The sequence below is a fragment of the Thermotoga sp. KOL6 genome, from assembly GCF_002866025.1.
GTDB lineage: Bacteria > Thermotogota > Thermotogae > Thermotogales > Thermotogaceae > Thermotoga.
Genome location: NZ_LNDE01000002.1, coordinates 122,729 through 145,081 on the forward strand (window position 1 = coordinate 122,729; position 22,353 = coordinate 145,081).

The window sequence follows — 22,353 nt, forward strand, 5'->3', positions numbered from 1 at the left end:
GTCTCTTTTTCCCTATACACTTACAACACCCTCTCACCTTCAATGAACACTGCTGCTGGATCGTCTTCAAAAAGAAGAGGATTTCTTTCGTATAAACAAAAATCAGCTTTGAAACCTGTCTCTATCTTTCCCGTCTTTATTTTTACTTGTCTTGCCCCAGCTTCTGTCATCAGATAAAAAGTTTCTTCTCTAGAAAATCCCATCTTCAATGCGTGTTCTGCCACATACTTGGGATCACTTGGAGAAACTGGAGAATCAGACGAGAAGGAAATGGAGATACCCATTTCGAATATCTTTCGAAACGGATAAAGAAGTGCGTTAACTTTTATATTTTTGAGTAGAGGTAAGTCTTCGAAGTAAAAATGTGGTTGAACGGTGAGAGAAGCGCTCTTTAATCTTTTTAGATCTTCTTCTTTTATGAGTTGAGCATGAACGATTCTATGGCCAGGGTGTTTTTCTAAAACATCCAGAGTAACACTCACCGCTTCGTCACCAATCGCGTGTATGTTCAGGATCAAACTTTTTTCATCACAGAATTCAGCTAATTTTTCGAGTTTTTTCTTTGAAACGAGTTGAACACCGTGTGTGCCATCTTCGTATTCACCAGATATGAAAGCTGTTTTCGCACCAAGCGAACCATCCATGAAAACTTTTATTCCTCTAACATGGACTTTAGGGCTGAGATCGCGAAAGTAGTGTGGTCTCAAATTTTTGTACTTCAGTTTCTCGAAGAGTCTAACACGTGAATTTTTGAGGACATCGAGGAGTTCTTCTACCTCAACACCATTTAGATCATCGCTTTGAACGAAAGTCACTCCATGTTTCAAAAACTCTTGTTCTCCGACTTTGTAAAATTTCAAGAGTTCTTTTTTGAATACATGTTCGTATATCGGTTCGAGGTTTTCAACGATGTATCTGGTCTTTATGCCCAGCACTTTCATAGCTGATATATTTAGAAGAGCTTTGTGTCCACATCTTCTAATAAGGAAAATAGGTTTTTCTATCTCATCTAGTTTTTTCAAAGTGGTTCCATCCGGTTCTTCGCTCCATCCTCTTCCAAATATCACGTTCTCCTGTTTCCGTTCGTTCAGCTTTTCAAAAAGTTCATCCCATGAGGAAAAAGAAATGGAATCTTTGGCAAATCCAGTTCCCACAACGTGTGCGTGTGAATCTACGAAACCGGGTACTAGAAAGTATCCCTTCACATCGATCGAAGGACCGTGTGATTTTTCAACGAAAACACCGTTTTCAACAAATAAATCTTTTTGCACAAATCTATTTCCATTCCAGACAAGAGCACCTTTCAGAATCATTTCAATCCCCTGCTTCCCGGTTTCATCGAGGGGATCCCTTGTTTACAAAGGGGACATTCGTCCGGTTCGTATGTGGGTAGATCAAGCGTTAGTAATTTTTTAAAAGGAACACCAAAGTCCACTTTGCTTCTCGATCTATCAATTATTGCCCCAACACACACCACAGTGGCACCTTCTTTCTTGAGAAGTTCTATAACTTCCTTTACAGAACCACCTGTCGTTACGACATCTTCAACTACCGCTACTCTTTCTCCTGACTTCACATGAAATCCTCTCCTGAGTTTCATTACACCGTTTTCTCTTTCCGCAAAGAGAGCTCTTGCCTTCAGATATCTCGCTACTACGTAAGAAAGTATCACTCCACCCATTGCAGGTCCGACAACCGTCTTCACATCGTACTTTTCAAGAAGTTTCGCTAGCTCTTTACCCACGACATCACCATACTCTGGAAATTCAAAAAGTCTTGCACATTGAACATATTTGGAAGAGTGTTTCCCAGAAGAAAGGACGAAGTGGCCTTCCATAAGGGCACCGGTCTTTTCCAAGATTTCTTCTATCATGTTATCGTCTCCTTGATTTTCCTTATTTTTTCCTTAGGATTTCCACTTAAGTAAATTTCTCGCCCCAGTACTGCAAAATCCGCTATTCCTTTCATCTCTTCCAAGGTCGCCACATCTTTCTGATCATCTGCTTTGACTTCCATTCTGATTCCGGGAACGAGAATTTTTCCTTTTATTCTCCCTCTCAAGATTTTTGCCCAGGATCCTGGCAGAACAAAATCGCATCCGATATTGTTCAACTTCTCAATCCAGTCGATATAATCCTCGAGATTTCCTTCCATAGAGGTGAGTTTTACAACGGCAAAAATGTACTTGTCTGTCGTCTTAAGAGCTCTTTCAATACTTTCATACCCCGAACAGGAATGAACAGTGAAACCTATAATGGCGGGGTGATCCCAACTTTTAATAGAACGTTCTACTGTTGATGGAATATCGCAAAATTTCAAATCCAAGATCACTTTTAAGTTCATTTCATATAGACTATCCAGAATCTTTTTCCCGTAGACGGCCAAGTTGTGCCCCACTTTCACCACATCGAAACTACCGTTCTTTTTTATAAAGTCAAGAGGGTCTTCCATATCCAAGCTCAAAACCGGTATCATCCTTTCACCTCCAAAAGATATCTGCCGATTTCTTCTACGATTTCGGGATTTTTGAACAAAGCACTTCCTACACCTACAACATTTGCGCCAACATTTAGAAATTCCTCTGCATCTTTAACACTATAAACGCCTCCACTCGCGATGATAAAGAGATCAGGATACATTTTTCTGACTTCGTAAACTGCCCTGAGAGCTATTGGCTTCAACAAAGGACCGGAAAGACCTCCCAAGATCATGTGACCTCTTTCGAAATGAAGTCCTCTCACTGTATTGACGAGGGTGATACCGTTCCAACCGGAATCCACTACGATTTTTGCAGCTTTTTCGACAAAGACACCTTCTATTCCCACCTTCGCGATCAAGAAAGTATTTGGAAGGATGGTTCTGATCTCGTTCAAGAGGTTTTTCCACCTGTTTGTGTCTTCGACGATCGAAAGACCACCTTCTTTTACGTTCGGACAGGAAAAATTGTATTCAACACCGCAAAATCTCTCTGAAACTTCCTTGAAAATGCGTGAAACTTCCAAGTATTCTTCGAAGGAATCTCCACCTAGGCTTGCTATTGTTGGGATAGAAAGTTGAGGGATCTGACGAATGAACGCATGAATCCCTGGGTTTTCTAAACCTATTCTGTTTATCACATAGAAATCTCCGTCTGCCATTCTCGGAGTGGGGTTTCCCTTTTTAGGATGGAGCGTGACAGTTTTCAATATAACTCCTCCAACGTATTTTGGATCAACGAGCTTCAAATATTCTCCAAAACCAGTGGGACCGGAAAGTAACACAAGTGGAGGACTCAACTCCAACACAACTCATCACCTCTAAATATAGGTCCATCTGTGCAGACATGTTTCACCCCATTCTTTGTAAAAACGGCACATGATTTACATGCTCCTATACCGCAACCCATATACTCCTCAAGGGAAAAATAAACGTTTTTTCCCCTCAGATGGTTCCAACACACTTTTTCCATACTTTTGGAGCCAGAAACGAGATACCAATCGTACTCTGGAAGGGTAGAGATCTTATTCAAAAATTCTTCGTTTCCTACAACAACGTCGAACTCAAGAGGTACAAGTACGGGTGTTTTACTTCCCACCAGAACATCCACATTAACTTTCTTTCTAAAGGCATTCACCATAGTGAGACATGTAGGGGAAACGATGAGGATTCCCTTCCCGTCTTTTTTGAAACCGTTTCCAAGTGGACCGTGACCTTTAACTTTCCGTGTCTCCTCGACGAGCCATTTTGTTCCCTTTCCTTTTACCTGAACAGATATTGCGAGATTGTCTTCCCAATAACCGAGGACGAATGGTTTTCGAACGAGTTTTGGGGTTTCCAACATAACAAACTGACCTGGTAAGAAATCAAGATACTCTTCGAAAATGATTATCCAAGTGTCTTCATTTATCCGGATACTTTTTTTCTTCGTTAGGCAGAACTTCTCCATCTATCATCACCCATCTTCCCTTGAGTTTCAAAGCGATTACCTTTCCTTTCAGTTTTACACCGTCGAACATGGAATTTTTTCCCTTACTTTTGAATTTTTTCGCATCGACAACATACTCGGCTTCGGGATCTATGAAAACCAGCGAATCTTTCTCCAATTTCCTACTGATGCCGATAACTTCAAGAGGGCGCTTTGTGAGCTTGTCTATCACTAATTCGAGATCTTTCAGAACAGTGTAGTAAGCGGAGAAAGCGATTTCTATAGAGGTTGAACCGTACGGTGCGGTAGAGAAATCGTTTGGTTTTTCAGGATGGGGTGCGTGGTCTGTAGCCAAGACATCCACCACACCCGTTTTCACCGCCTCAACTAGGGCTTCCCTGTCTTCAGGAGATCCGAGAGGGGGATTAACTTTGAAGTTCGTGTTTTTGATGTCACTGTAGCAGAAAAAAAGGTGATGTGGAGTGGTTTCGCATGTGACTTTGGCGAACCGTTTTAGAAAAGTAATCATTTCTATCGAATACTTCGTTGTTAAATGCTGAATGTGAAATTTGCGAAATCCAAATTCCAAGCCAGTAAAGACGGTCCTTGCTATACCGATCGCTTCGTTCGAACGAGGTCTCTTGGGGAGTTCTAAATGGGCGCCTTCGTAAAGGATGCCATCTATTTCATAAAGTTGACTGTGATCAAACCAGAGCGATTCTCTTTTTTTCTTCATTGCCTCAACCAGCGTAGGATAATCGTATTCTATCCCATCTGTTGAGAAGCCCACCACCCTTTCATCTTCTACTTCGAGTGATCCGAAAGGAGACACGGTGAAGAGAAACTCCACTCTTTTGTTTTTTGATAATTTCAAGTGATTTTCAAGGACGGTGCGATTTTCTATGGGTGGAGACGTGTTCGGTTGAATTAATGTTTTAGAAAAGCCTCCCACAAGGGAGGCTTTCTCTAAAGAGTCGTAATCTTCTCCGTTGTTGAGTCTGATATGAGTGTGAAGATCAACGAACGGAGAAGTAGCGATTAAACCTTTAGACGGGAAAGGAGTTTTAATATCTTCCTCCAGCCACTTTTTTCGAAAAGGATCGTAGATTCTCACCGTTTTCCCTCCGAGGTTTCTTTCTTCCGATTATTTTACCATCCATTTTGCAATAGTTTCTATTACGTTTTCGTCAACATGACCTTTCTTGATGTATTCGATTGGAGTAGACTGCTCCTTCCCACTCATCATGAGATGATTGAGATCTTTGAACACGACAATTTTCACATTTTGCTTCTCCGAAAGCTCTCTGCTCCAAATTTCGCGATCTTTTTTCGTCACTTGGTAGTCTCTTTCGCCAAAGATTAGAAGCATAGGTATCGAAATCTCTTTCGCAACGGAAACAGGATTTCTATCTTCCAAATCGTAGAAATAACGAGCAGAGGCTCCTAAAACAATCTCATCAGGTGGTACTTCTCTTTTTTTGAGTTTCTCAAGAATTTCCAGGTTTTTTTCTACATCATGAGCGAGTCCCAAAGATTGAAGATATTTCAGCTGATCTTCCATCACTTCTTCAAGGGGTCTTGCAGGAGGAGATATCATGACAACACCATCTGCGTGCGACCTTTCTGCAATCTCGGGTGCGAGCATGGCACCAAGACTGTGACCCAGTACAAATACTTTAGAAACATCCTTTCTTTTTCTCAAGATTTGTACAGCTTTGATTGCATCTTTTATAACTTCTTCTTCAACTGTCAACGATGACGGATCCATTGGTTTCACGTATGTTCTTTTGTGATATCTGAGAACTATTATCCCGTTCGAAGAAAGACCATAAGCTATGTCCTTGAATATCTTGTTGGGTCCGATGGTTTCGTCCATATCGTTTGGACCAGATCCATGGATCAGGACAACAGCGGGGAAAGGTCCTGTACCTTTTGGAACGGTGATCTTTCCAGGGAGATCACCTACCATCACATCTTCTTCAATGAATCTCTCTGTGTTCACGTACTCAGGAGGAGAATATTTCTCTTCTGGTGCTTGGGTGAAAAAAAGACCTGCAACTTTTCCATTTCTGTCGACGGTGACTAGAGTGGAAATTTTCCCCCTTTCGAACTTTAGAACGACGTTATAGACTTCATATTCACCTTTTTGTGTGCCTTCGTAACTCACTACTTCTTTGAAACTTCCAAATTGAGTTTTCAATGAATTCCAGATGTTTGAAAGACTTTCCGGGGTGAGTTGAGCTTTTACTTGATCGGTACACATTTTCAGAGCGGCGTCGAATTTTTCGGATACAAGTGTTTGAACGAAAAGAAACACTTGTTGATCGAACGATGCAAACAAGAAGACACTTGCGAAAACGAAAAAGAGAACGAGTTTTTTCATTTTTTCTCCCTCCTCTTCTTGAATTTGATCAGAACATTTTCTTTCATTTTGTTTCTCACTCTCAGAGATCTTTCAACATGAACTCTTTCACCGGTGAACGGATCGATCCCCGAGTAATACATTGCTGTGCTCACTGTTCCTGGGGTTGGTGTGAAGATTTGTATTTGTTGTGGGAAGTAGCCCAAATGCTTTAGTATGAATTCTCTCAGATAGTTGTTCTCTTTCAAGCCTTCGCCTGGATGACCCACCATGAAGTATCCGATCACGTACTTTTTCTTCATCTGTTTTCGAGCGAAGTGTTCGAATCTCCTTTTGAATTCTAAAAATAACTCGACAGGGGGTTTTCTCATGAGCGACAAGACTTTTGGGTGAGCGTGTTCTGGTGCTAATTTCAATTGACCTGGAGTGTACTTCACCAATTCCTTCAAAAAGATATTTGGATCTTTCTCAGCAAGTACAAAATCATGTCTGATACCAGAGGAGATAAAAACATTTTTCACTTTAGGAAGTTTTTTGATGGATTCGAGGAGGTCTATGAATTCATTGTGGTTTGGTTTGTTCCCTCCACACACATGTGGATACAGACAGAATTTTTGACACTGCCCTTTGGCCTCTCTGACAAGGCATCTCGAACCATAAAGATTCGCTGTTGGACCGCCCACATCTGTGATGACACCTTTGAAATCTTCCCTCTTTGTCAGAACTTTCACTTCTTCGAGTATCGATCCTTTACTCCTTGAAACAACATGTGTTGTTTGATGTTGAGTAATAGCACAGAAAGAACAACTTCCAAAGCAGCCACGAACTGCTGTGATCGAAAATTTCACAGTTTCAATTGACTTCACCCTTCCCATCTTTCTATAAAAAGGATGTACTTCTCTCTCGAAGGGAAGAAGATAGAGATAATCCAGATCTTTCTGTGATAGGGGCGGAAAAGGAGGATTTTGAACCACATATCTTGTGTCCTGGCGTTGGTACAGAATGGTGTTTCTGTAAGAATCGGTGTACCATGTTTGAAGCCTGAGTGCTTCTGCATACTTTTCGGGTATTTCATTGATTTCATCGTAAGAGGGCAGTTCTATTCCATTCTTTGGTTTTTTGGAAGTCCACCAGACAACCCCAGGAACGCGTTTGCATTTCTCAATATCACCTGTCTCTGAAAGAATCCTTGCAATTTCTAAGATCGCTCTTTCACCCATTCCATAAACGAGTAAGTCCGCTTTAGAGTCGACCAAGACAGACTTTCTAACAATATCTTGCCACCAATCGTAATGTGCGAATCTCCTAAGACTGGCCTCGATACCTCCGAGCACGATGGGAACACCAGAGAAAAAATGTCTTATGAGATTTGAGTAAACGATGGTTGCTCTATCTGGTCTCTTACCAAACTTTCCACTGGGAGTGTAATCGTCTGTTTTTCTTCTCTTCTTTGAGGCGGTGTAGTTTGCAACCATGGAATCTACATTTCCGGATGTTACGCCAAAGAAAAGGCGGGGTCTTCCAAGTCGTGTGATATCTTTCTCGGTTCTCCAATCTGGTTGGGCAATGACACCCACTTTGTATCCCTTTGAGAGTAACAACTGACCGATCAAGGCTACTCCAAAGGAAGGATGGTCGACATAGGCATCTCCCGTTACAAGAATCACGTCCAGTTCTTTCCAACCTAAACTTTCCATTTCTTCGCGCGTTGTAGGAAGAAACACTGTGTATCACCCTGTATATTCTAAACCAAAATCCTCTCAAAGAAAAGATTTGTCCTAGGAATAAAGAAAACACAGGGGCCCATTCACTGCTTTCTCTTTTTGCCAACTTTTTCATTGTGAATAGCTATCAATACATTTGCTGGTATGAATGGTATCATACTTTTCACCTCCTTTTTGAGAATGATTCTCATCTACTGTTCAAATCGTACCACTCGAATGTTAAGAATTAAATGAGCCGCAGCTAATTAAATGTAACAATTTGCCATTAAAAAGGCACTTTTAGCTCTTTTTTCTTTTATTAAAAATTTTTTGGGGTACTTGACAAATTATTTGGAATATGACTAAAATATTTTGTAGGAGGTGACAAAATATGCTACCGAAATGTCCGGTGTGTGGAAAAGAGATGATTGTGACAGGGCTTCATTGTGATAGAGATAACGTCACCGTGAAAGGACGTTTTAGAGCAAGTCCCTTTGATTTTCTGGATGAAGATGATCTCGAATTCGTCATTCTATTTTTTAGGGCGCGAGGGAATTTAAAAGAGATAGAGCGTTACACGGGACAAGGATATTTCGCTCTGAGAGGGAGATTGGAAAGAATTCTGGAGAAGATGAAACTTCAACCGCTTGGAGAAGTGAAAGAAGAGGTTTCAGAGGAAGATCTTTTTAAACAAGTGAAGGAGGGAAAGATCAGTGTTGAAGAAGCTTTGGAACTCCTTAAGAAAAGGAAAAAGGGAGGGGAAAGTGATGTCTGAGGAAATCAGAAAGATCCTGGAAGCGGTAGCAAGAGGTGAAATCAGTCCTGAGGAGGGAGAGATGTTGGTGAACGCTCTCCTGGAAAAGGAAGAAAAAATCGATTTTTCCAAAAATTCAGAAGTCTCATCAGAGAAAGATTTCATACTCGAGAGAGATGAAGTAGTGGATGGGGATCTTGTTCTCAGCAAGAAAAAGGTGATCATAAAGGGAAAGGTCAGAGGAGATCTTGCTCTCATAAACTGCAATACAATTTTTTCAGGAGAAGTGGATGGAGATCTTGCGGTGATCAGCGGAAAAGTGGTGTTCGACGGTGGTAGAGTGAAAGGTGATCTTGCGTTGATCGGAGCGAAAGAGTTGGGCGAAAAACCGGTTGTTGAAGGTGAAATTGCCAAAATCTCCAACTTTTTCATCGGAGGGATTTTGAAGATGATAGCACCTTTTATAGACAATATCTCTGTTTCTTCCAAAAAGCGAAAAAAAGAGGAAATTCACGGAGAGGAGTGATTTTATGAAGATTTATCTGATGGTATCGGTAGCTTTCGTGGGATTGTTATTTTCGTTGATAGGATTGTATGTAATATTGTTTCCATCTCCAGAGCAAGAATTTTATGCGTCATCAGTAGAAGATCTAAACCTATCTAATGGAATGTCAGAGGTTTCAAAAGAAATTTTCATAGTTTTCGATAGAAGTGCATCTATCAACATCAATTCCAATATATTTCCACCAAAACAGAAAGATCGATAAGGAGGGATTGTGTGAAAAACAAGGTTTCTTGGAAAAGAAATTTTATTCTTCTTGCCGTTGGGCGGTTTGTCTCTATACTTGGCAGTTCGATTCAAGCGGTGGCAATTCCTCTTTTTGTGTTAGATTTAACGCATTCTGGTGCCGCCGTTGCCACTATGTCAATAGCCTACATGCTTCCTAGAATATTCCTTATGCCCATCGCTGGAATCATTGGGGACAGAGGAGATAGAAAATTTCTCATGGTTTCAATGGACTTCTTGCGAGGATTTCTCATTTGTTTTTTGGCATTTCTTGCTTCCAGGAATCTGGTTAGCTTACCAATCCTCCTTTTCGTACAGGCTGCAATGGCAGTCATGGACAATCTTTTTGAAATACCAACCGGCGCCATGTTTCCTGACATAGTTCCACAGGAGTTCTTAATGAAAGCAAACTCTATCATGGGTATGGTCAGAATCTTTCCCCAGATTCTCGGACCCGCTCTAGGGGGTGTTCTGTACGGTTTCTACGGTATAACGGTAGTATTTCTCGTGAACGGGATATCTTTTATCCTCTCGGCCATCAGTGAGCTGTTCATAGTTTATAAACAAAAAATAGAAAAAAAATCTGCGCACGTTTCTCAAATCTTCGCAGATCTCAAAGAGGGATTCCTTTTCGTGTGGAATCACTCCCTTATTCGTACTATATTGATCTTCGCCTTGTTTCTCAACTTTCTCGTATCCCCCCTTTTCATGGTAGTTTATCCTTACACGATGAGGGAAGTGATGAAATTTTCAGCCCAAGAGTTTGGTTTTCTGGAGACTTCTTTCACTTTGGGAGCACTGTTGGGGAACTTTTTAATAGCTTCCTATTTGTCGAAAAGGAATATATGGAAAGCAATGAAAGTTTCCGTCTTTCTCTTCGAGGTTCCCATCATACTTATGGGTATATTGGTTGCGCCTAATGTTGTAGCAGCACTTGAGAAGGCTACTCTTTTCATCTCATTCTTCGTGATGCTTCTGATTATGGGATTTTTGAATCCGATTATAAATGTTCCTCTCGATACTGCTTTTCAAAGAATGACACCTTCACACATAAGAGCTCGTGCTTTCTCTTTTTTAGTACTGGTCAGCAGTGGTATGGTACCACTCGGATCCGCATTGTACGGTTATCTCGTGGACAGTTTACCAACACATTTGCTCTATTACACAATTGGAATTTCATCGTTGGTTTTGGCTTCAGCTCTGTTGATTACAATTAGAGGGAAGAACTTTTTCTCCGACAACTTTTCAGAATGAGGCTTAAAAGCGGCCTCATTGCTCCACCTTATAGTAATAGAATGTTATAGATCTCCACTCTTTCAAAATTACCCGAGGATGTTTTCGAAGGTTTTCAACGGACATCCTCGGGTCGTTGGAAAATCTAGAGAGCAGACTAGTCACCTCTGCTTCAGTCATAGGATGACGTTTGATTATAGAAATGATACCTTCAATGGGATTTTGCGAGAAAATTTCGTAGTCACTTTCAGTAAAGAAGTCCAGTGCGATCGCATTCAAAATTTTAGCTGCTTTTTTCAAAGTCTGAGTATCAGGTGGCTCTACCCATGCTTCTGCTGGAGGCCTTATAGGAACATTGAGATAAACCCTATCTGGAGAGATCTCTTCGACGATATGTTTTATTCTGGAAAGAACTGAGTCACTGTCGTTGATGTTTTTCATTAACATTATTTCCAACCATACTTGTCCCGTGTATTCTTTGATGAACGTTTTCAAACCTTCGATGATTTCCTCGAATTTGAGCGACGGATGTGGTCGATTAATTCGACGAAAGCTTTTCTCATCCCATGCATCCAGAGATGGAAGAACGATGTCGGCGTACGACAGTGCTTTTCTTACTTCTGGTTTGTAAAGCAGCGAACCGTTGGTGATGACAGCTATTGGTAAACTCACATACTTTCGAATTCCCAATATGAGTTCGTCGAGTTTTGAATAAAGTGTCGGTTCTCCTTCTCCGACTATGGTAACAACATCCGCATCGCTCGGTGGAATATTCGCTATCTCTTCTATGATATCCTTCACCGGATAGAACTCTTGCCTTGTGTTGGTCATTCTTGTGGTCCTACCGAGCTGACAATATACACAGGAATAATTACACGTTTTCGCGGGAATAGGACTAACCCCTAGGGATTTCCCTAGGCGTCTTGAAAACACAGGTCCATAAACATACTTGTAATCCATACACATCACCATTCATTCTACAGAGTGAGTTGGGCCACTCATTTTCGTCAGCGTTCCTTGTTTGTACGCCTCGATCGCTCCTTTGAGAGTTTTGCCTTGGAACAAGTATATCTCTATACCTGCCATTTTCAACGCTTCGTAGGCATTGGCGCCTACATTTGCGGTGATCAAGACATCAACTCCTTTGTCCGCCAGGAACTGTGCCATCCGTGGTCCTGCCCCATGAGCTTCAGCTACAGTATTTTCATGGAAATTGAATTCGCCCGTTGCCTCATCGAAAATCGCAATATAAGATGCTCGTGCGAATCTCTGATCTATTTCTGCATCGAGGCTTTCTGAAGTAACCGGTATAGCCACTCTTTTCGGTTTCCGACTGTGAAAATGTTCTGTAGGTTCGTACTCAGAGTCCTTCAACTCGCCTCGAAGGTAGGACTCTACCAGTTCCTTTACAGTTCCATGAGCACCACGTAAAACACGAATTCCGTACTCATTCAGATATTCAACGGCTCTGTGGCCTATACCTCGTGCGATCAGAACGTCTACACCTTTCCCTTTCATGTATCCAGGGATCTGACCAGGGCCATGTTCGATGAATGGATTTGGCTCCACTTCCACAGAGACGATTTTTCCATCTTCTACTTCTATGAATGCGTAATACGGTGCTCGGCCGAAATGTTCTGATATCACTGAATTTAAACCCTCATCTTTGATGACAGGTATAGCTATTTTCATTTCAACCCCTCCCATTTCAGATTTCGAGTTCTTTCTTCAGATTTTTGAATATCTCAACAATACTGTACACTGCCGGACTCTCAGGGTATTCTAAAATGGATACACCGTTCACAGTAGCAGTGTTTACAATTGGGTCAAAAGGAATCTCTCCCAAAATAGTGATATTTTCATTTTTACAGTATGAAGCTATTTCTTCTTTTCTTTCGGGATTTATTGTAGACTTGTTGATTACCACTCCAAATCTCCTTCTGTAGAGCCGAACAGTTTCAACAATGCGTTGAAGATCGTGAAATCCTGATGCGGTGGGTTCTGTCACTATTACAACGTAAGTCGCGCCGGTGATAGAAGAAGTAGCAGGACAACCGATACCTGGGGCTCCATCAATGACAACGATATCCCGTCCAGATTCCTTGAACTTCAGGGCAGCTTTTCTCACTTCCGCGACAAGGCCTCCACTGGTCTCTTCACCAGGCTGGAGTTTTGCGTGAACCATGGGACGATTACCTGCCATGGAAACATAATATTCCCCGGCTTTGTTACTCACTAAATTTACTGCACTGTATGGACATTTGAGTACACAGACACCACAGCCTTCACAAGCGTAAGGATCAATCGTTACCTTACCTTCTTCGTGTTTTATTGCGTTGAATCTACAAAACTTTTCGCAAACTCCACAAGAAGTGCATTTTGTGTAATCTATGACCGCTTTTTTTCCTCCAAAGTATTCGTATTTTTGCTGTATGATCGGCCGAAAGATAAGATGGAGGTTCGGAGCGTCTACATCACAGTCTGCTATTACGTTATTTTCGAAGAGCAGGTTCAAAGCAGCTGAGAGTGTGGTCTTTCCTGTTCCACCTTTCCCACTTACGACAGCTATTTGTATCATACGTTCACCAGCTCCTTGATCTCTTTGAAAAGTTCGGTGAATTTTGTCTTCCACTCTGGAAGTTGAGCCGAGAGAAGTATTCCTCGCGAGTAAAGCTCTGCAATCCGGGTATCATAAGGGATTCTCATAAGAATCGGTATACCACTCTCTTTTGAAAAAAGGTCTATACCGTTGAAGCCCTCAGAATCTCTGTTCACAACTATCCCGGATTTAATTCCCATTTCTGCCACCAATTCTGCTGCCATACGGACATCATGAAGACCAAACGGTGTAGGTTCGGTAACAAGCAAAGCAAAATCTGCCCCACGGAGGGATTCCACCACAGAACAGGACGTACCCGGGGGTGCGTCAATTATCACAACGTCAGCTGAAGTGTCTATGTTTTTCTTTAATTCTCTGATAATTTTCACACCAGAAGGTTCTCCGATATTTAAAACTCCCATACCAAAACGAATATCATTGAGAGCTTCCCCTAACTTTATTTGACCGATGGGTTTGGGAATCTCTGTGATGGCTCTTTCAGGACATATCATAGAACAGGCACCGCAACCGTGACAAAGCGATTCAAAAACCATCACACCCGCTTTGAACACAGATATGGCGCCGAACTGGCATGCTTTGGCACACTCCCCACATTTGGTACAAACGGTCTGGTTCACTTTGGGAATTAATATCTCGACAGATTTCGTTTCATCTATTTGTGGCGATAGAAAAAGATGAGCATTTGGTTCTTCGACATCTGCGTCTAGTAATTGTACTTTCCATTCAAAAGATAGAACCCATGCAAGATTAGTAGCAACAGTGGTTTTTCCCGTTCCACCTTTACCACTCAAAACTGTGATTATCATTTCGATTACCTCCGTAATGTTATCTTCGATAAATGGCCCCTCTTACAAAAGAGGGGCCATGCCTCTTACCACCAAAAACCGGCTCTAGGGCCTCCACGCCATCCCCAACCTCTTCTGAACTGCATGCCAAAACCCCATCCTCGTCTCCATCCGAATCCTCTGCCCCATCCGGGCCAGAATCCGAAAGGTCTTCTGTACCAAGGTGAAACAGCGTAAGGACCATAGCCGGCCCCATAACGACACCATCCAAGGCCACGACCGGTCATTGGACCCATTCCTGCTGGTCCTGTTCCATCAAGTCCAGGCATGTTCTTCACCTCCTTTTGTTCTCGCTGTATATTACCTTCTTACCATATATGTATTATACATATATTGTCTGTGATAAGTCAAGGGTGAGTGTGCAACTCGTTGAGGGAATCGCGATCGAAAAATATCAGATTCGAAAACGTTCAGATCTCTTGATTTTCGTGAAGTGTTCTGTTAGAATAATAATCAAATAGAGGTGGAAAGTTATGCTTGTAGACAAAACGATGTGGATTGAACCTGTCAAGCACAATTATTATTACTTTTGGTTTAACAAGGGCACCTGTCCGTGAGTGCAACAGCTCCGGGCAGGTGCCTTTTTCGGTATCTGCCCGGAGCTAAATCAAAGAACAAAAGGGCTCCGGGCAGCGGAGCCCTTTTTTTATTACCAATTAGGGAGGTGGTACACCTATGATTGTGGTTTTGAAACCTGGTTCTACGGAAGAAGATATAAAGAAGGTGGTGAAGTTGGCGGAAAGTTACAATTTGAAATGTCATATTTCGAAAGGTCAGGAAAGAACAGTTATAGGTATCATCGGAGACGATAGGTATGTAGTTGCAGACAAATTCGAATCGTTGGATTGTGTTGAGAACGTAGTTCGAGTTTTAAAACCTTACAAGCTTGTTTCTCGTGAGTTCAAACCAGAGGATACGGTGATAGATCTTGGAAAAGTAAAAATAGGAGATGGATACTTCACCATCATGGCGGGACCCTGTGCTGTGGAAGATAGAGAAATGCTCATGGAAACAGCTCATTTCTTAAAGGAAATGGGTGTGAGTATTCTCAGGGGTGGTGCTTACAAACCTCGTACATCACCTTATTCGTTCCAAGGCCTTGGTGAAAAGGGTTTGGAGTATTTGAGAGAAGCAGCTGATGAATATGGTATGTTCGTTGTAACGGAAGCCTTGGGCGAGGAAGAACTTTCTAAGGTTGCAGAATACGCCGATATCATCCAAATTGGCGCAAGGAATGCGCAGAATTTCAGGCTCCTTTCGAAAGCTGGTAACTACAACAAGCCCGTTCTTCTGAAAAGAGGTTTTATGAACACCGTTGAGGAATTTTTGCTCTCTGCTGAATATATTGCGAATTCTGGAAATGCGAAAATAATTCTCTGCGAGAGGGGAATAAGGACTTTCGAAAAGGCTACTAGAAACACCCTGGATATTTCCGCTGTTCCCGTAATCAAAAAAGAATCACATCTTCCTATTTTGGTCGATCCGAGTCATTCTGGTGGAAGAAGAGATCTCGTCGTACCACTTTCAAAAGCCGCTATCGCTGTTGGTGCCCATGGAATCATGGTAGAAGTTCATCCGAATCCGGAAAGGGCTCTCTCCGATGGAAAACAAAGCCTCGATTTCAAATTGTTTGAGGAATTGATCAAAGAGATGAAAAGACTCGCAGTAGCGTTGGGGGTGAAGGTGAATTGAGAATCTCTATCTTGGGGGCTGGATGTATAGGTGGTTCAATAGTTTTTAAATTGAATGGAAAGCATCAGCTCAAGGTCTTTGACAACGATGAAGAAACGAGGAAAGTGTTACTGGAAAGAGGATTGAACGTGGTTTTCAATCAAAGAGATCTTTACGACACAGATCTTCTTATTCTTGCACTTCCGATGAGGGAAGAGGAAAGGTTTTTAAACGAGACGGACTTCGAGGGAAAAATTCTCGATGTTGCGAGTGTGAAATCTCCTTTCATGGAGATAGCAAAGAAAAGAAGGTTGCGTTTTGTAGGAGGTCATCCAATGGCCGGAAACGAACGAAAGGGAAAAGAAGGTTGGGACCCTGAGATGTTTGAGGGAAAGATTTTTTTTCTCTGCTCTTTGGATGGGCTTAAGGATGAAGAGGTAGAAACCGTTGTAAAAGATCTTGGGGCGAAACCTGTATGGATAGATCACAACATGCACGATGAGATTGTTGCTGCAGTGAGTCATGTGCAGTACTTAATATCTTTGACAGCGAAATACATCGGAAAGAATCATGAGAGATTCGCTGGTCCTGGTTATCGATCGAATACTAGGCTTTCAAAACAGAACATGGAAATGGCGTTGGATATGATCAGATATAATAAAAGAAACGTTCTTAAATATTTGGAAGGTGCAAGAAACTTTCTGAGTTCTCTTTACACCCTGGTGAAAAACGAAGAGTTCGAGTATTTGGAAAGAACGATAAGGGAAGTGACATCATGAAGATTGAACCTGCAAAGAGCGTGAAGGGAGTTTTGAGTGTTCCTCCCGACAAGTCTATAACGCATAGAGCCCTCATTCTGGCTGCCCTTTCTGAGACGGAAAGTACGCTTTATAATCTATTGAGATGTCTTGATACGGAAAGAACTTATGATATTCTTCGAATACTCGGAACGGAGTTCGCAGGTGATTGGAAAAAAATGAAAGTTTTTCCAAAACCATTCGTTGAGCCAATTGAACCTCTTTTCTGTGGAAACTCTGGTACAACAACGAGACTGATGAGCGGTGTTCTGGCTTCCTACAAAATGTTTACTGTACTGTACGGTGACGATTCTCTATCCAAAAGACCTATGGGGAGAGTTATTGAACCCCTTGAAATCATGGGAGCAAGATTCATGGCACGTCGGAACAACTATTTGCCTATGGCTATAAAAGGCAATCGTCTTTCGGGAATAAGCTACAAAACACCTGTTGCGAGTGCTCAAGTGAAAAGTGCTATTCTCCTGGCTGGACTGAAGGCTGACGGGAAAACGATCGTTATCGAGCCGCGGAAGAGTAGGGATCACACAGAGAGAATGTTGAAGAATTTAGGAGTTCCTGTCCACGAAGAAGGAACACGCGTGGTTTTGAACCCTTCTTCTTTCAGAGGATTTCAGATAGAGATACCAGGAGATATTTCTTCGGCTTCTTTCTTCGTTGTTTTAGGTGCAATACATCCCAACGCTCGTATTACTGTGAACGACGTGGGGTTGAATCCTACTCGTATAGGTCTCCTCGAGGTTATGAAACTCATGGGGGCAAACGTAGAATGGAAAATCACGAGAGAAGATCTCGAACCGATTGGAAGGATCGAAGTAGAGACATCTCCAAATTTGAAAGGCATCATCGTTCCAAAAGAGTTGATCCCGTCCATGATAGATGAACTTCCCCTTGTCGCATTACTTGGTGCCTTTGCCGAGGGTGAAACAATCGTCAGAAACGCGGAGGAGTTGAGAAAGAAAGAGTCAGACAGGATAAGTGTTCTTGTAGGGAATTTCAGGAAAATAGGAGTAAAAATCGAGGAGTACAATGATGGTTTCAAAATTACTGGCAAACAGAGAATAAAAGGAGGTAAGGTGGATCCGAAAGGGGATCATAGAATAGCAATGCTTTTCTCTATAGCAGGAGTTGTGAGTGAAGAAGGAATAGAAGTGCAAAACCACGGGTGTGTGGAAGTGTCTTTTCCCAATTTCTACGAACTTCTCGAGAAGGTGATAGAGTGAAATTCTGCATAATTGGTTACCCAGTTAAACACAGTATATCTCCCAAGTTGTACAACGAATATTTCAAGAAAGCTAGAATGAACCATTCTTACGATATGAAGGAGATACCTCCTGAGCTTTTTGGTTCCGAAATTGAGAAAGTGTTAGAGGAATACGATGGTTTCAACGTCACGATCCCTCACAAGGAAAGAATGATGAAGTATATTGAACCTTCTGAAGAGGCGAAAGCAATAAAAGCAGTCAACTGTGTTTACAAAGGAAAGGGATATAACACCGATTGGTTGGGTGTGTTGAAGTCACTTGAGACGGTGGAGGTAGAAGAACCAGCAGTGGTCGTGGGAGCAGGAGGAGCTGCACGGGCGTTGATCTATGCCCTTCTTCAAAAAGGAGTGAAAGATATTTGGGTAACGAACAGAACTCTCGAAAAAGCAAGGAATTTAGAATTCCCCGTTCAAGTTTTTTCCTTTGACCAACTTGAAGAAATGGTGAAAAAAGCTCGTAGTTTTTTTAACGCCACTTCTGTGGGAATGAAAGGGGAAAGATTCAATATTTCTGAAGATTCTTTGAGAGACCTTAATCTCGTTTACGACGTGATATATTTTGATACTCCGCTTGTAACCACAGCGAAAAAGCTCGGTATAAGGTATGTCATAAAAGGGAATCTGATGTTCTATTATCAGGCTATGGAGAATCTTAAGATATGGGGAATATTTGTCGAAGGAAATTTTTACGAGGTGTTCAAGGAGGTTCTAGGATGAAACTCACAATAGCAGGTGATTCGCATGGAAAGTGCATGGTTGCCGTTTTAGAGGGTATCCCTGCAGGAGTGAAGATCGATGAAGACATTATGAAAACTGATTTATTCAGAAGGAGAAACTGTTATGGTAGAGGAAAGAGAATGAACATGGAAGAAGATAACTTTGAGATAGTTTCTGGAGTCTGGAAAGGTCTTACAACAGGAGCGCCTATCACGATCCTCATCCCAAACAAATCAGGGAATCCTGTAAAAGATGTTCGAAGTGTTCCAAGACCAGGTCATGTGGATTTTTCTGCATGGGTAAAGTACAAACTGCCAGATTTGAATGTTTATGTGGAACGTGCCAGTGCAAGATGGACTGTGGCTTTAACTGCCGTCGGATCGTTGTTGAAAAGTCTTTTGAAAGAATTTGGAATAGAGATTATGGGTTTTGTTACGAGGATAGGGAATATTGAAGTCAAAGAGACTCCTTCGAATTATGAAGAAATAAAAAAGAGAAGAGACGAATCCCCTGTGTTCTGTCCGGATCTGGAAGCAACGAAGAAGATGATTGAAGAGATAGATAAAGCAAAGAAAAAGGGGAATACCCTCGGAGGGAAGATAAAAGTAATTGCCAGGGGTGTTCCAATGGGAATAGGAAGCTATTCGAACTTGTTCAAAAGACTCGACTCGAAAATAGGATCTCTTTTCTTTGCTATTCCTGCGGTGAAAGGGGTTATTGTGGGAAGTGAAGAAATGTGGTATGGATTCGATTATTTGGATGAGTTTGAAATCGTAAACGATCGGATAAAAAGAAAAACGAACAATCTTGGTGGAATAGAGGGTGGAATTTCTAATGGAGAAGATATTTGGGTGAACGTTTATGTAAAACCTATTCCCACAACGGGAAAATCTTTGAATTCTGTTGATTTGAGAACTCTCAAACCTGCTAGAACTCCTTATGTTAGATCCGATGTAACGGCTGTCCCACCCGCTTCCGTGGTTAGTGAGGCAGCGCTCGCGGTTGTGTTGGCCGATGCTCTACTCGAACACCTGGGTGATGGAAACATTCAGGATTTGAAAAGGAGGCTTGAAAATGAAAGTCTTCCTCGTTGGGATGATGGGTTCTGGGAAAAGTACGATCGGTAAGAAGGTAGCTGAGATCCTCGATCTTCAGTTCGTGGATATGGACGAGGAGATAGAAAAGAGAGAGGGGAAAAGTATCAAAAGGATATTCGAAGAAGATGGCGAGGATTATTTTCGTTTGAAAGAAAAGGAACTTTTGAAAGAACTCATTCAGAAAGACAATGTTGTAGTGTCAACAGGTGGAGGCGTGGTGACCGACCCCGAAAACAGAGCTCTTTTAAGAAGAACGAAAACACTTTTTCTCTACGCTCCTCCTGAAGAGCTGGTTCAACGAGTTACTGTGGAAAACAGACCCCTTCTCAGTGAAGGGAAGGAAAAGATATACGAAATATGGGAGAAGCGAAAATCATTTTATGCAGAGTTCAAGAGAATAGATACTTCGAAATTGAACGAATGGGAAACAACCGCTCTTGTTGTGCTTGAAACTCTCGATGAAATAGAAGTGACATCGATCGAGAAACCCCACCGTATTGAGGTCGTTCTTGGTGGCTTTAAAAGAGTGAAAAACGAAGAATTAGTCTTTACCACGGAGAGAGTAGAAAAGATTTATGGAAGGTACCTTCCAGAAAGGAAACTTCTCTTTCCTGATGGTGAAGAGGTGAAAACCCTCGAACATGTGTCTAGGGCTTATTACGAGCTCGTGCGAATGGATTTTCCCAGGGGTGAAACTATAGCGGGTGTTGGTGGGGGAGCACTCACAGACTTCACGGGTTTTATAGCGAGTACCTTCAAAAGAGGTGTTGGCCTTTCTTTTTATCCAACAACTTTGCTAGCCCAAGTTGATGCTTCTGTTGGTGGAAAAAACGCAATAGATTTCGCTGGCGTGAAGAACGTTATAGGGACTTTCAGAATGCCAGATTATGTGATTATAGATCCCTCAGTGACGATTTCTATGGACGAAGGTAGATTTGAAGAAGGTATAGTCGAGGCGTTCAAAATGATTCTCATTTCTGGTAGGGGAGTAGATCTTCTCGATGATCCAAAGGGAATAGAGAAGAGAAATCTCAAAATCATCAGTGAAATGGTGAGAATTTCTGTTGAAGAAAAAGCAAAGATAGTGATGGAAGATCCATACGATATGGGGATCAGACATGTTCTAAACCTAGGTCACACTTTGGGACATGTTTACGAAATGCTAGAAGAAATCCCTCATGGAATAGCGGTGGCATGGGGATTGGAGAAGGAAACTATGTATCTTTACAGGAGAGGGGTTGTCTCAAAAAAGATTTTGAAATGGATCGTTGAAAAGCTCAAGCAGATTGTACCAATTCCTGTACCTTCTGTCGATAAAGAAAGAGCGAAGGAACTCATTTTGAACGACAAAAAAATATTGAAAGGTTCTAAAGTTCGACTTCCCTATGTAAAAGAAATAGGAAAGGTGGATTTCTTGGAAGTGGATCCTCTTGACCTTTTGGAGGTGATAGATTGAAGATTCTCGTCGTAAATGGACCGAATCTGAACATGTTGGGAAAGAGAGATAAGAATGTCTATGGTAATTTTACGCACAACTATTTGGTAGAGGAAATAAAAAAGTGGGGGGAGGAAAACAGCATAGAAGTGGAAGTTTTCCAGTCTAATCACGAGGGGGAGATTATCGATCGATTACATAGACTAGATTTCGATGGACTTGTGATAAATCCTGGAGCTTTTACTCATTACAGTTATGCTATAAGAGACGCCCTTGAAATAGTGAAAGTACCGAAGGTAGAGGTTCATATTTCCAATATACATAAGAGAGAGGAATTCCGGAAAATAAGTGTCACGGTAGAAGCGTGCGATGGCCAAATCACTGGTCTTGGCCTGCACGGTTACATCTTGGCTTTGGAGTACATAAAAAGGAAATTGGAAGAGGTCATTTGAAAACACCAATTAAAAAATATATTCCAAAACCTATTAACATCAAGGACGTCAAAATTAGCATAATCTTGTACACCACTTTCCATGAAGATTTTGCGAAAAGATGTCCAGAAATTCCTAAAAGGGTGTACCAGGATATGTCCGAAAGTATGTGGCCCAAGTAAAACATAAGAACTCCGAAAAAGAGAGATTCTTGTGCTTGAAGGAGAAAAGTGCTTCCTACCGTAAACCACCAAAAGAGGAAATAGGGGTTAGAAATGGATATGAGAACTCCTTGAAGAGGTATCGGAAGAGAGAGTTTTCTTTTTCTGCTCCTCAGGAACGATGGGAGTTCTCTCATCTCACGGAATTGAGAAATCCCCATGTAAATAAGGAATGAACCACCTGCTGCAGAGACAATCTTCATCGAAGCAGAAGATTTTAGTACTTGGACACCCGCGATCAAAAGGAGTACCAAGAACGCTTCTAGGATCACGTGTCCTAAGATCAATTTCAAAGAATTCTTCCAATTTTTTGCACTTTTTGAAATTGCCACCACCATTAAAGGTCCTGGTGCCATGGCACCGGAGAGACCCACAAGGAAGCTTCCAAGGAATATGGAGAGCATAATCCCTCTTCACCCGCCTTTGTTTTTCTAGGATTCTATCAGAATTTATTCGCATCTCAAAGTTTCTAAGGAACTTTCATGTAGATACTT

Annotated in this window: 24 protein-coding genes; 10 read left to right on the plus strand and 14 right to left on the minus strand. The window is 41.7% G+C overall.

All coding sequences use genetic code 11. From position 1 onward, the window contains the following. Positions 1-20: 20 nt before the first annotated feature. The 8 genes from AS005_RS04785 to AS005_RS04820 are packed head-to-tail and all read right to left on the minus strand — an operon-like array spanning position 21 to position 7,990. Positions 21-1,313 carry an amidohydrolase family protein gene (locus AS005_RS04785; protein WP_101510571.1) on the minus strand — a complete coding sequence of 431 codons (1,293 nt, stop codon included), beginning with the start codon at positions 1,311-1,313 and terminating at the stop codon, positions 21-23. Then, positions 1,310-1,873 carry an orotate phosphoribosyltransferase gene (pyrE, locus tag AS005_RS04790; RefSeq protein WP_101510572.1) on the minus strand — a complete coding sequence of 188 codons (564 nt, stop codon included), beginning with the start codon at positions 1,871-1,873 and terminating at the stop codon, positions 1,310-1,312. Before pyrE ends, AS005_RS04785 begins: the two co-directional genes overlap by 4 nt. Next, positions 1,870-2,475 (minus strand): orotidine-5'-phosphate decarboxylase, encoded by a 606-nt coding sequence (pyrF, locus tag AS005_RS04795; protein ID WP_101510573.1) that lies wholly within the window; start codon positions 2,473-2,475, stop codon positions 1,870-1,872. Before pyrF ends, pyrE begins: the two co-directional genes overlap by 4 nt. After that, on the minus strand, positions 2,472-3,284 hold the full coding sequence (locus AS005_RS04800; RefSeq protein WP_101510574.1) for a dihydroorotate dehydrogenase: 813 nt from the start codon (positions 3,282-3,284) through the stop codon (positions 2,472-2,474). The genes pyrF and AS005_RS04800 overlap by 4 nt, the downstream gene beginning before the upstream one ends. Further along, positions 3,272-3,925, minus strand: coding sequence for a dihydroorotate dehydrogenase (locus AS005_RS04805; RefSeq protein WP_101510575.1), 654 nt, complete (start codon positions 3,923-3,925; stop codon positions 3,272-3,274). The genes AS005_RS04800 and AS005_RS04805 overlap by 13 nt, the downstream gene beginning before the upstream one ends. Further along, on the minus strand, positions 3,879-5,018 hold the full coding sequence (locus tag AS005_RS04810) for a dihydroorotase (protein WP_101510576.1): 1,140 nt from the start codon (positions 5,016-5,018) through the stop codon (positions 3,879-3,881). The genes AS005_RS04805 and AS005_RS04810 overlap by 47 nt, the downstream gene beginning before the upstream one ends. 30 nt (positions 5,019-5,048) lie before the next feature. Next, entirely contained in the window at positions 5,049-6,287 is a 1,239-nt protein-coding gene (locus tag AS005_RS04815; RefSeq protein ID WP_101510577.1) for an alpha/beta fold hydrolase, read from the minus strand. Next, positions 6,284-7,990, minus strand: a complete 1,707-nt coding sequence (locus tag AS005_RS04820) for a YgiQ family radical SAM protein (protein ID WP_101510578.1) — start codon at positions 7,988-7,990, stop codon at positions 6,284-6,286. Before AS005_RS04820 ends, AS005_RS04815 begins: the two co-directional genes overlap by 4 nt. Positions 7,991-8,360: 370 nt before the next feature. On the opposite strand from AS005_RS04820, the gene AS005_RS04825 reads away from it, so the two are divergent. The 3 genes from AS005_RS04825 to AS005_RS04840 all read left to right on the plus strand — a co-directional run bounded on the left by AS005_RS04825 (position 8,361) and on the right by AS005_RS04840 (position 10,764). Beyond that, entirely contained in the window at positions 8,361-8,744 is a 384-nt protein-coding gene (locus AS005_RS04825; RefSeq protein ID WP_101510579.1) for a DUF2089 domain-containing protein, read from the plus strand. Further along, a complete protein-coding gene (locus tag AS005_RS04830; protein WP_101510580.1) occupies positions 8,737-9,249 on the plus strand; it encodes a hypothetical protein in 513 nt (170 codons plus the stop codon). Before AS005_RS04825 ends, AS005_RS04830 begins: the two co-directional genes overlap by 8 nt. Before the next feature lie 252 nt (positions 9,250-9,501). Then, entirely contained in the window at positions 9,502-10,764 is a 1,263-nt protein-coding gene (locus AS005_RS04840; RefSeq protein ID WP_101510582.1) for an MFS transporter, read from the plus strand. A 15-nt stretch (positions 10,765-10,779) separates the two neighbouring features. Here AS005_RS04840 and AS005_RS04845 read toward each other — a convergent pair whose 3' ends face one another. The 5 genes from AS005_RS04845 to AS005_RS04865 form a co-directional block, all read right to left on the minus strand. After that, positions 10,780-11,715, minus strand: coding sequence for a radical SAM protein (locus AS005_RS04845; RefSeq protein ID WP_101510583.1), 936 nt, complete (start codon positions 11,713-11,715; stop codon positions 10,780-10,782). Continuing rightward, positions 11,716-12,435: a NifB/NifX family molybdenum-iron cluster-binding protein gene (locus tag AS005_RS04850; protein WP_101510584.1), complete on the minus strand. Its 720-nt coding sequence runs from the start codon at positions 12,433-12,435 to the stop codon at positions 11,716-11,718. A gap of 16 nt (positions 12,436-12,451) precedes the next feature. Beyond that, entirely contained in the window at positions 12,452-13,321 is an 870-nt protein-coding gene (locus AS005_RS04855; protein WP_101510585.1) for an ATP-binding protein, read from the minus strand. Further along, positions 13,318-14,169, minus strand: coding sequence for an ATP-binding protein (locus AS005_RS04860; RefSeq protein ID WP_101510586.1), 852 nt, complete (start codon positions 14,167-14,169; stop codon positions 13,318-13,320). Before AS005_RS04860 ends, AS005_RS04855 begins: the two co-directional genes overlap by 4 nt. A gap of 65 nt (positions 14,170-14,234) precedes the next feature. Next, positions 14,235-14,477, minus strand: a complete 243-nt coding sequence (locus AS005_RS04865; RefSeq protein WP_101510587.1) for a DUF5320 domain-containing protein — start codon at positions 14,475-14,477, stop codon at positions 14,235-14,237. Positions 14,478-14,883: 406 nt separating this feature from the next. Here AS005_RS04865 and aroF point away from each other — a divergent pair, with 406 nt between their 5' ends. The 7 genes from aroF to aroQ are packed head-to-tail and all read left to right on the plus strand — an operon-like array spanning position 14,884 to position 21,659. Continuing rightward, on the plus strand, positions 14,884-15,900 hold the full coding sequence (aroF, locus tag AS005_RS04870) for a 3-deoxy-7-phosphoheptulonate synthase (RefSeq protein ID WP_101510588.1): 1,017 nt from the start codon (positions 14,884-14,886) through the stop codon (positions 15,898-15,900). Next, positions 15,897-16,658, plus strand: a complete 762-nt coding sequence (locus AS005_RS04875; protein WP_101510589.1) for a prephenate dehydrogenase — start codon at positions 15,897-15,899, stop codon at positions 16,656-16,658. Before aroF ends, AS005_RS04875 begins: the two co-directional genes overlap by 4 nt. Then, positions 16,655-17,917, plus strand: coding sequence for a 3-phosphoshikimate 1-carboxyvinyltransferase (gene aroA, locus AS005_RS04880; RefSeq protein WP_101510590.1), 1,263 nt, complete (start codon positions 16,655-16,657; stop codon positions 17,915-17,917). Before AS005_RS04875 ends, aroA begins: the two co-directional genes overlap by 4 nt. Continuing rightward, positions 17,914-18,675, plus strand: a complete 762-nt coding sequence (locus AS005_RS04885; RefSeq protein WP_101510591.1) for a shikimate dehydrogenase — start codon at positions 17,914-17,916, stop codon at positions 18,673-18,675. The genes aroA and AS005_RS04885 overlap by 4 nt, the downstream gene beginning before the upstream one ends. After that, the gene (gene aroC / locus AS005_RS04890; protein WP_101510592.1) at positions 18,672-19,802 is read left to right on the plus strand and encodes a chorismate synthase; all 1,131 of its coding nucleotides are present in this window, start codon (positions 18,672-18,674) and stop codon (positions 19,800-19,802) included. Before AS005_RS04885 ends, aroC begins: the two co-directional genes overlap by 4 nt. After that, complete coding sequence (gene aroB, locus AS005_RS04895; protein ID WP_101510593.1) at positions 19,750-21,228, plus strand: bifunctional shikimate kinase AroK/3-dehydroquinate synthase AroB; 1,479 nt, start codon at positions 19,750-19,752, stop codon at positions 21,226-21,228. Before aroC ends, aroB begins: the two co-directional genes overlap by 53 nt. Further along, positions 21,225-21,659 (plus strand): type II 3-dehydroquinate dehydratase, encoded by a 435-nt coding sequence (aroQ, locus tag AS005_RS04900; protein ID WP_101510594.1) that lies wholly within the window; start codon positions 21,225-21,227, stop codon positions 21,657-21,659. Before aroB ends, aroQ begins: the two co-directional genes overlap by 4 nt. Here the strand turns inward: aroQ and AS005_RS04905 are convergent. Then, a complete protein-coding gene (locus AS005_RS04905; protein WP_101510595.1) occupies positions 21,652-22,263 on the minus strand; it encodes a LysE family transporter in 612 nt (203 codons plus the stop codon). The two genes, aroQ and AS005_RS04905, sit on opposite strands and share 8 nt — an antisense overlap. Positions 22,264-22,353 lie beyond the last annotated feature (90 nt).

Coding starts and splice junctions, on each gene's coding strand:
- AS005_RS04785 (WP_101510571.1), bottom strand. CDS start 1,313: ATGATTCTGAAAGGTGCTCTTGTCTGGAATGGAAATAGATTTGTGCAA.
- pyrE (WP_101510572.1), bottom strand. CDS start 1,873: ATGATAGAAGAAATCTTGGAAAAGACCGGTGCCCTTATGGAAGGCCAC.
- AS005_RS04905 (WP_101510595.1), bottom strand. CDS start 22,263: ATGCTCTCCATATTCCTTGGAAGCTTCCTTGTGGGTCTCTCCGGTGCC.
- aroB (WP_101510593.1), top strand. CDS start 19,750: ATGAAAGTCTTCCTCGTTGGGATGATGGGTTCTGGGAAAAGTACGATC.
- AS005_RS04865 (WP_101510587.1), bottom strand. CDS start 14,477: ATGCCTGGACTTGATGGAACAGGACCAGCAGGAATGGGTCCAATGACC.
- AS005_RS04860 (WP_101510586.1), bottom strand. CDS start 14,169: ATGATAATCACAGTTTTGAGTGGTAAAGGTGGAACGGGAAAAACCACT.
- AS005_RS04825 (WP_101510579.1), top strand. CDS start 8,361: ATGCTACCGAAATGTCCGGTGTGTGGAAAAGAGATGATTGTGACAGGG.
- aroA (WP_101510590.1), top strand. CDS start 16,655: ATGAAGATTGAACCTGCAAAGAGCGTGAAGGGAGTTTTGAGTGTTCCT.
- aroC (WP_101510592.1), top strand. CDS start 18,672: ATGAAACTCACAATAGCAGGTGATTCGCATGGAAAGTGCATGGTTGCC.
- AS005_RS04805 (WP_101510575.1), bottom strand. CDS start 3,925: ATGGAGAAGTTCTGCCTAACGAAGAAAAAAAGTATCCGGATAAATGAA.
- pyrF (WP_101510573.1), bottom strand. CDS start 2,475: ATGATACCGGTTTTGAGCTTGGATATGGAAGACCCTCTTGACTTTATA.
- AS005_RS04850 (WP_101510584.1), bottom strand. CDS start 12,435: ATGAAAATAGCTATACCTGTCATCAAAGATGAGGGTTTAAATTCAGTG.
- AS005_RS04830 (WP_101510580.1), top strand. CDS start 8,737: ATGTCTGAGGAAATCAGAAAGATCCTGGAAGCGGTAGCAAGAGGTGAA.
- AS005_RS04845 (WP_101510583.1), bottom strand. CDS start 11,715: ATGGTGATGTGTATGGATTACAAGTATGTTTATGGACCTGTGTTTTCA.
- AS005_RS04855 (WP_101510585.1), bottom strand. CDS start 13,321: ATGATACAAATAGCTGTCGTAAGTGGGAAAGGTGGAACAGGAAAGACC.
- AS005_RS04815 (WP_101510577.1), bottom strand. CDS start 6,287: ATGAAAAAACTCGTTCTCTTTTTCGTTTTCGCAAGTGTCTTCTTGTTT.
- aroF (WP_101510588.1), top strand. CDS start 14,884: ATGATTGTGGTTTTGAAACCTGGTTCTACGGAAGAAGATATAAAGAAG.